At 69.4% G+C, this 7,896-nt stretch carries 9 protein-coding genes; 7 read left to right on the forward strand and 2 right to left on the reverse strand.

Features of this window, described 5'->3' with window-relative positions; all coding sequences use genetic code 11:
* Positions 1-194: flavodoxin domain-containing protein (locus tag U9977_RS04480; protein WP_416210471.1), on the reverse strand; the 194-nt coding region annotated here is incomplete at its 3' end.
* A 75-nt stretch (positions 195-269) separates the two neighbouring features.
* Between U9977_RS04480 and U9977_RS04485 the strand changes: the two genes are divergently transcribed.
* The 3 genes from U9977_RS04485 to U9977_RS04495 all read left to right on the forward strand — a co-directional run bounded on the left by U9977_RS04485 (position 270) and on the right by U9977_RS04495 (position 3,361).
* Entirely contained in the window at positions 270-737 is a 468-nt protein-coding gene (locus U9977_RS04485; protein WP_322747881.1) for a MarR family winged helix-turn-helix transcriptional regulator, read from the forward strand.
* Positions 738-1,529: 792 nt separating this feature from the next.
* On the forward strand, positions 1,530-2,597 hold the full coding sequence (gene add, locus U9977_RS04490) for an adenosine deaminase (RefSeq protein ID WP_322747912.1): 1,068 nt from the start codon (positions 1,530-1,532) through the stop codon (positions 2,595-2,597).
* Between the two features lie 86 nt (positions 2,598-2,683).
* Positions 2,684-3,361 (forward strand): demethylmenaquinone methyltransferase, encoded by a 678-nt coding sequence (locus U9977_RS04495; protein WP_322747913.1) that lies wholly within the window; start codon positions 2,684-2,686, stop codon positions 3,359-3,361.
* A 66-nt stretch (positions 3,362-3,427) separates the two neighbouring features.
* On the opposite strand, the gene U9977_RS04500 is transcribed toward U9977_RS04495, so the two are convergent.
* Positions 3,428-4,147, reverse strand: coding sequence for a dienelactone hydrolase family protein (locus U9977_RS04500; protein ID WP_322747882.1), 720 nt, complete (start codon positions 4,145-4,147; stop codon positions 3,428-3,430).
* 294 nt (positions 4,148-4,441) lie between these two features.
* Between U9977_RS04500 and U9977_RS04505 the strand changes: the two genes are divergently transcribed.
* The 4 genes from U9977_RS04505 to U9977_RS04520 all read left to right on the forward strand — a co-directional run bounded on the left by U9977_RS04505 (position 4,442) and on the right by U9977_RS04520 (position 7,876).
* Positions 4,442-5,815 carry a geranylgeranyl reductase family protein gene (locus tag U9977_RS04505; protein ID WP_322747883.1) on the forward strand — a complete coding sequence of 458 codons (1,374 nt, stop codon included), beginning with the start codon at positions 4,442-4,444 and terminating at the stop codon, positions 5,813-5,815.
* 287 nt (positions 5,816-6,102) lie between these two features.
* Entirely contained in the window at positions 6,103-6,462 is a 360-nt protein-coding gene (locus U9977_RS04510) for an NADH-quinone oxidoreductase subunit A (RefSeq protein ID WP_322747914.1), read from the forward strand.
* Positions 6,453-7,202, forward strand: coding sequence for a NuoB/complex I 20 kDa subunit family protein (locus U9977_RS26835; protein ID WP_416210330.1), 750 nt, complete (start codon positions 6,453-6,455; stop codon positions 7,200-7,202). The genes U9977_RS04510 and U9977_RS26835 overlap by 10 nt, the downstream gene beginning before the upstream one ends.
* Positions 7,199-7,876, forward strand: a complete 678-nt coding sequence (locus U9977_RS04520; RefSeq protein WP_322747884.1) for an NADH-quinone oxidoreductase subunit C — start codon at positions 7,199-7,201, stop codon at positions 7,874-7,876. Before U9977_RS26835 ends, U9977_RS04520 begins: the two co-directional genes overlap by 4 nt.
* The last annotated feature ends 20 nt before the right edge of the window (positions 7,877-7,896 follow it).

Consider the following 7,896-nt stretch of genomic DNA (forward strand, 5'->3'; position numbering starts at 1 on the left):
GCGATCGACGAGACGGCGTCGGTGTGCCGCCGCCACAGCGGGTTCTCGTCAATCGCGCTGTCCGATGCCAGCTCGGCTACCCGCCGCAGCCGCACCTCGGCTCCGGCCGAGGCGGCGCCCTCGGTGACGGCCTGGGCAAGCGCGTGCACGGTGCCTGTCGCGCTGTAGTAGATGACGGCGACCTTGGCGGTCATGGCCGCTCCCCTCGACGGTAGAATTGATTATCCGGATAATGTTATCCGGATAATCATCTTGTCAAGGAGAGGCTCGTGGACTTCGAGTACGCCGGCACCCTGAACCAGGCCATTCGCCTGTTGAGCCTGCGCCACCGGGCCAGGGCAGCGGCGCTGCTGGCGCCGCTCGGCCTGCACCCCGGCCAGGAGGCGCTTCTGCTCGAGCTCGCCCGGACCGGCCCGATGATCCAGGCGCAGCTTGGTGAAGCGCTCGGTTGCGAGCCACCCAGCGTCACCGTCATGACTCGCAAGCTCGAAGCGACGGGCCACATCAGCCGCGTGCCCGCCTTGTCCGACAGGCGCGCGAGCGTCGTCGAACTCACCGACAGCGGGAGATCAATCGTTGACCAGATCAAGCAGCTGTGGTGCGCCCTGGCCGAGGAGACCGTGACCGGCCTGCCGGCTCACCTCGTGGCGGAACTACCGGAGATCCTCATGACTTTGAGCACCAATGTCGACGCCAACCGCTCCAGCCGCCCGCACGGCCGCCGGGGCCGAGAGTAAAGGCCGCCCAACCATCGCCGGTAGCGACGCGCAAGGTAGCCGGTGGGGACGTCCATACCGGCACCGACAGCGGAAAGGGCACTGGTGGAGCCGTGCAGGCGGCCGGTGCTATGGGCGAGGGCCTGCTCGAACCAGTCGGCGGTGCCTCGGCCTGCTCGCGGGACGTGCAGTAGCCGACTGCGGCGGCGCGCAGGAGCGCGGGCGGCAGGACGCACGGACGCCGAGCCTCGACCTGGCCGGCCCCGACGGGGCAACCCTGACCGACGATCGCGTCGACTTCCTGGCCGCCGACGAATGCCTCCTGATCCGACCGGACCACATCGTCGCCTGGCGAGGCAGATCACTCACCGAAGTCGTCACAAAGGACGGCGCCGCGCGGGATCAGATGTCACTCACAGCAGCCGCATGAGGGGTCGTCGGGCGAGGACCATTTTTCCCTACGAACCAGGGAAACAGGACCATCTATCTGCTCGTTTAGGTCGCCTCCGAGTGGCCCGGTCGATAGGTCGAACCTATTGGCCCAGGTCAGAAGCTAACTACGCAGCGTGGCGGGGCGGGTGGGGCTCGAACCCCCGACCGAGGGACTAGGGGCCGGCCATCCGCCCGGAACGGACGGGTGGGGATGCGGTCACCCGGGGGAGTTCACCGAGGCCGGGTCCCCTAGCCACTCGCCCACGCCAAGCCGTACGGCGTGCACAGAGAGCTCGTCCTCGGATGTTCAGCCGGGAGATCTCTCGGGGGTAATGCGCCGACCCGGTGCGGGAGGCGTCCGGCTAGCCTGACCGGGTGACCGTGCGCACCGGACCGAAGATCGAGCTGCACGTCCATCTGGAGGGCACCGTCCGCCCGGAGACGCTGCTGGCGATGGCGCGGCGTAACGGCGAGCCGCTGCCGGCGACGACCGTCGAGGGCCTCACCGAGCTCTACCGGTTCCGGGACTTCGACCACTTCATCGAGATCTGGATCATGACCACGCACGTGATGCGCACCGCCGAGGACTTCCGCCAGGTCGTCGTCGACTACGCGGCGCAGGCGGCCGGGCACGGCGCCGTGTACGTCGAGGGGATCTTCTCGCCGTGGTTCCGGGTTCAGCGCGGAATCTCCTGGGAGGAGATCTTCAACGGCTACGCCGACGGCGTGGCCGAGGCGCGGGAACGGTTCGGCCTGGACATGCGCCTGACCCCGGACGTCGACCGCATCCTGCCGCCGGAGGCGGCCTGCGAGGTGGCGCGCCAGGCGGTCCGGTTCCGGGACCTGGGGATCGTCGGCCTCGGCCTCGGCGGGCCGGAGGTCGGTCATCCGCCCGAGCCGTATGCACGGGCGTTCGCCATCGCCGCCGATGGAGGCCTGGCCGCCGTCCCGCACGCGGGCGAGACCACCGGACCGGAATCGATCAGAGGCGCTGTCGACGCGCTGGGTGCACGCCGCATCCGTCACGGCATCCGCGCCGTGGACGATCCCGATCTCATGGTTGAACTCGCGGAACGGAACATCGTCCTGGACGTCTGCCCGGTGTCCAACCTGCGGACCCGGTCGGTGACCGAGCTCGCCGCGCATCCGCTGCCCGCGCTCATGGCCGCCGGCGTCCGCTGCTCGCTGGCCACCGACGACCCGGCCATGTTCGACACCGATCTCGGACGTGAACACGCGGTGGCCGCCGCGTTGGGCGTGCGTGCCCGCGACCTCTACGAGGCCGGGGTGGCCGGAGCGCTGTGTGACACCGCGACCCGGGCGCGGCTCACGGCGATCGGCGCCACCACCGACTGGGAGGCGGCACAGGCCGCGCTCGCCATGGCGGCCGGAGACGATCAGCTGGCCGTGGATGTCGCCGCCGCAGGCCCCCCGGCGGTGTTTCGGTGAGCGGGGCAGGCGGCAGCGCCGCGCCGACGCCCGGTACCTCGGCCGGCCGACCCGGGCTGGACAAGCGTCCGGACGAGGTCGCGGCCATGTTCGACGGTGTTGCACGCCGTTACGATCTGACCAACACGGTGCTGTCCGCCGGCCGGGACAGGACCTGGCGCATCGCCACCGCGGACGCGCTCGAGCTGCATCCGGGACTTCGGGTGTTGGACCTGGCGGCCGGTACCGCTACCTCCTCCCGGGCGTTCGCCGCCCGCGGCGCCGCGGTCGTTGCCTGCGACTTCTCCCTGGGCATGCTCAGGGTCGGCCGCCAACGTCTCCGTCAGCAGATCAATACTGCCGGTGGCGGCATTGTTGCTCTGGTCGCCGGGGACGGCCTGAAGCTGCCGTTCGCGGACGCCTCCTTCGACCGGGTGACAATCTCCTTCGGCCTGCGCAACGTCGTCGATGTGGACGGCTGCCTCGCGGAGCTGGCGCGGGTGACCCGGCCGGGTGGACGCCTGGTCGTCTGCGAGTTCAGCCGGCCCACCTGGGCGCCGTGGCGCACGGTCTACCTGGAGTACCTGATGCGGACGCTGCCCGGGCTCGCCCGCGCGGTCAGCAGCAGTCCGGACTCCTACATCTACCTGGCCGAGTCGATCCGCGCCTGGCCGGACCAGCCGGCCCTGGCCGCGCGCATCGGCGGAGCCGGCTGGACCCGGGTCGGCTGGCGCAACCTCACCGGCGGCATCGTGGCACTGCACCGCGCCACCCGCCCCTCCTGACCCGGTATCGCGGGTATCGCGGGTTACCGGGATAACCGCGGCGCCCCGGGCGGCCAGGCTTGATGATCAGGCTGGAATGTGGGCGTCCAGCCAGGCCAGCGTGCGGGCCCAGGCATCCGCGGCGGCGATGGCGTTGTATCCCGCGGGCCGTTCGTCGCAGTGAAACGCGTGCCCCACGCCCGGGTAGCGGACGATTTCGGTCGGCACGGCGGCGTCCCCGGTGGCCGATCGCATGGCTTCGACGTGTTCCACCGGGATGCTCTGGTCGAGGTCACCGAAAAGGCCCAACCACGGTGCCTGGAGGCGGGCCGCCACCTCGACCAGGGGCGCCTCGCCGAACCGGCCCTGGACGAGCCCGCCGCCGTAGAAGCTGACAGCGGCCCCGAGCGGACGGTGCGCGGCGGCAATCGTCGCCACTGTCCCGCCCATGCAGAAACCGACCACCGCGATGCGGTCGATCGCGGTTCCCTCGTCGGCGAGCAATTCCATAGTCGCGTCGACGTCATCAAGGATCTCAAGGCTGTTGAGCGCCTGCGTGGTCGGTCGGATGGCGGCGATATCGGTGTCGTAGGCGAAGACCGGTGACCCCGCCCGGTGGTAGAAGGCCGGCGCGATGGCACGCCAGCCGACGGCGGCGAAACGCTCGCACACGGCCGCGATGTACCCGGTGAGCCCGAATGCATCCTGGGCGACGATGACACCGCCGCGGGGCACGTCGGCCGGATGCGCGACGACAGCATCCATGGGTCCGTCCGCCGTGGACAGTGTGACGGTCTCGACGCTCATCCCGTGCTCCTGTCCGGTCGAGTGTCCGGTCGCGCCCCGGGTGCTGCGGGGCGGGGATCACAGCCCCTGATCCGGTACATCATCCCCACTCACCTTACGGCCATGGTGATCCATTTGCTGGGGTTCGGACCCGCGGTTCGTCGCTGCACGCGACGCGGGCCTGTTCGCGATCCCGGCACCTGTGCCAACCGCGGGCGCAGGGCCTAGACTCGCCGTTGCGCTCGTGAAAACGTTCACGAGCGGCGGAAGTATGGCGAGTGGGAATACCCCGGCGATCCGGAGCGGTGCGTGATCATGACAGCGGTCGAGGCCGAGCACGCCGATGTCATCGTTGTCGGTGCTGGACCAGGCGGGTCGGCGGCTGCGTATCACCTGGCCCGCACCGGGCTGGAGGTCGTCCTGCTGGAGAAGACGAGCTTCCCGCGGGAGAAGGTCTGCGGTGACGGGCTCACTCCCCGGGCCGTTCGCAGCCTGATCGAGATGGGTATCGACACCAGCAGCGATCCGGCCGGGGTTGGTCCGGCCGGGGTTGGTCCGGCCGGGGTCGATCGGGAGGTACCCCGGGGTGCCCAGATCTCCGGGTCGGTCCAGCAGGGCTCCGGGTGGGTCCGAAACCGCGGCCTGCGGATCGTCGGCGGCCGCGTGCGACTCGAACTGCCGTGGCCCGAGCTGGCGAACTGGCCGGACTACGGCCTGGTCCGTCCCCGGCTCGACTTCGACGAGCTGCTCGTCCGGCATGCCGAGAAGGCAGGCGCACGGCTGCGGGAGGAAACCGCGGTCACCGGCCCGGTGCTCGACGAGCGCACCGGTCGGGTTGTCGGAGTCCACGCGAAGGCTGGCCGTGGCCGCGAACCGGTCGAGTTCCGCGCTCCGCTGGTGATCGCAGCTGACGGCAACAGCGCGCGGATGGCCCTCTCGCTCGGCATCGGCCGCCGTGATGATCGTCCGCTCGGCGTTGCGGTGCGCCGGTACTACCGCAGCCCCCGCACCCACGACGACTTCCTGGAGTCCCACCTGGAACTGTGGGAGGGCACACCGGGGGCCTCCCGGCTGCTTCCCGGCTACGGTTGGATCTTCGGTGTCGGCGACGGAACGAGCAATGTCGGCCTCGGGCTGCTGAACACCACCAGCGCCTTCCAGAACACCGACTACAAGGACCTACTCCGGCGTTGGCTCGGCGGTCTCCCACCGGAGTGGGGCTACACCGAGGAGAACGCCACCGGTCCGGTCCGCGGTGGCGCGCTGCCGATGGCCTTCAACCGCACGCCGCACTATCGCGACGGTCTCATGCTCGTCGGGGACGCGGGTGGTGCGATCAATCCCTTCAACGGCGAGGGCATCGCCTACGCCATGGAGTCCGGACGTCTCGCGGCCGAGGTGGCCGTGCAGGCGATGGCCCGCGCGTCCGGGCCGTCGCGGGAACGGGCGCTGCAGGCATACCCGCACCTTCTCCGCCAGCGCTACGGCGGCTACTACACCCTCGGTCGGGTGTTCGTCCAGTTGATCGGAAACCCGGCCGTGATGCGGACGGCAACCCGGTACGGGCTGCCTCGGCCGACGCTCATGCGTTTCACGCTGAAGCTGCTGGCGAATCTCACCGACCCGCGGGGAGGTGATGCGCTGGACCGTCTGATCAACGCGATGACCAGAGTCGCGCCCGCGACCTGAGTGCCCAAACGTGCGTCGCCGGACGTCGCCCGCTGGACGTCGCCGGACGTCACCCGCTGGACGTCGCCGGACGTCACCCGCTGAATGCCGCCGGACGTCACCCGCTGAATGCCGCCGGACATCACCAGTCGGGTCGGGGTAAACCGGCCGCAACCCCCGGATCGGGCGTCGCGTAGGCTCCCGGGCGCGATCCGACCAGCGAACCCCGGGTCGCCTGCAACTGATCGTCAACGGCACACCGCCACTGCCACATCCCGCACCGGACCTGCAGAGAGGAGCTCGGCATGCTGTCGAACTACGTGCCGATCCTCGTACTTTTAGTGATCGCGGCAGCGTTCGCGATCGGATCTGTGATCATGGGGTCGCTGGTCGGCCCGAAGAGGTACAACCGCGCCAAGCTCGACGCATACGAGTGCGGAATCGAGCCGTCGCCCGAGCCGGTCGGCCCACACCGCTTCCCGGTGAAGTTCTATCTGACCGCGATGCTGTTCATCGTCTTCGACATAGAGATCATCTTCTTGTATCCGTGGGCGGTCGCCTTCGGGAGCCTGGGGATTTTCGGGCTGGTCGAGATGGTGTTGTTCATCGCGACTGTATTCGTCGCCTATGCGTACGTGTGGCGACGCGGAGGCCTCGAATGGGACTAGAAGAGAAGTTGCCCGGTGGCCTGCTGCTCACGACCGTGGAGAAGATGGCCAACTGGTCACGGCGGTCCTCGCTGTGGCCGGCCACGTTCGGCCTGGCATGCTGCGCCATCGAGATGATGTCGACCGGCGCAGGTCGTTACGACCTCGCCCGGTTCGGTATGGAGGTGTTCCGGGCCAGCCCGCGCCAGGCCGACCTTATGATCGTTGCGGGTCGGGTCAGTCAGAAGATGGCTCCGGTGCTGCGCCAGATCTACGACCAGATGCCCGAACCCAAGTGGGTGCTGTCGATGGGCGTGTGCGCGAGCAGCGGCGGGATGTTCAACAACTACGCCATCGTCCAGGGTGTGGACCACATCGTCCCGGTGGACATGTATCTCCCAGGCTGCCCGCCGCGGCCGGAAATGCTCATGGACGCGATCCTCAAGCTGCACGAGAAGATTCTCGCCGGCACGGTGACGGGTAAGCTCGAGTACACGACGGTCGGCCACTCGCCCTATCCGAAGCCGATCGAGGTGGCAACCGCGCGGGCCGGTCTGCCGGCTGGGGCGCTGGAAACCGACACACTGTCGGTCAACGACCGCAAGCGGTTCCGCCTTCCCGCCGGTGCCCCGGTCCCGACCGGAGCCGGTGCGGTCGAACCGTCGCTCGACACGCGCCGACCTGCCGCGATCGCTCCCGGTTCGGTGTTCGGCCGGATCAAGCGTCCGGTGGCTGCACCGGAGCACGGGGACAGGGCATGAGCGACGTCATGGCGTCTTCGGGAAAGGGCGGACCGCGTCGGCGCGACGCCTTCGGTGCGTCCGGTTCCGGCGACACCTCCGGTTTCGGCGGCCTCGTGGAGAAACCCTCTGCTCCGGCCTCGACCGCACGACCGTTTGGCGACCCTGACGCCGACGCTGTCTACGACGCCCTGGAGCGCTCCTTCCCGCAGCTCGGCGAGGCGCTCGAACGCGTGGTGGTCGAACGCGGCGAGTTGACCCTGCACGTGCGGCGCGACTACCTGCTCGCGGTCGCGCAGACGCTGCGGGATGATCCGGGTCTGCGTTTTGAACTGCTGTCCGGGGTTTCCGGGGTGGACTACCCCGACGACCCGAGCGGCCGGCGGCTGCACGCCGTGTACCACCTGCTGTCGATGACCTGGCGTCGCCGCATCCGCGTCGAGGTCGCGCTCGCCGACGACGACCCCACCGTCCCGAGCGTCATGGGTGTCTGGCCTACCGCGGACTGGCACGAGCGGGAGACCTACGACTTCTTCGGCATCGTCTTCTCCGGCCGCGACAGCCTTACCAGGATCATGATGCCGGATGACTGGTCCGGTCACCCACAGCGTAAGGACTATCCGCTCGGTGGCGTGCCCGTCGACTACAAGGGCGCCCAGGTACCGGCACCCGACACGCGGCGGAGCTACTCATGATCGGACGCGGCCCTCGTCTG

This window comes from Protofrankia sp. Cas8 (genome assembly GCF_963555845.1).
Classification (GTDB): domain Bacteria; phylum Actinomycetota; class Actinomycetes; order Frankiales; family Frankiaceae; genus Protofrankia.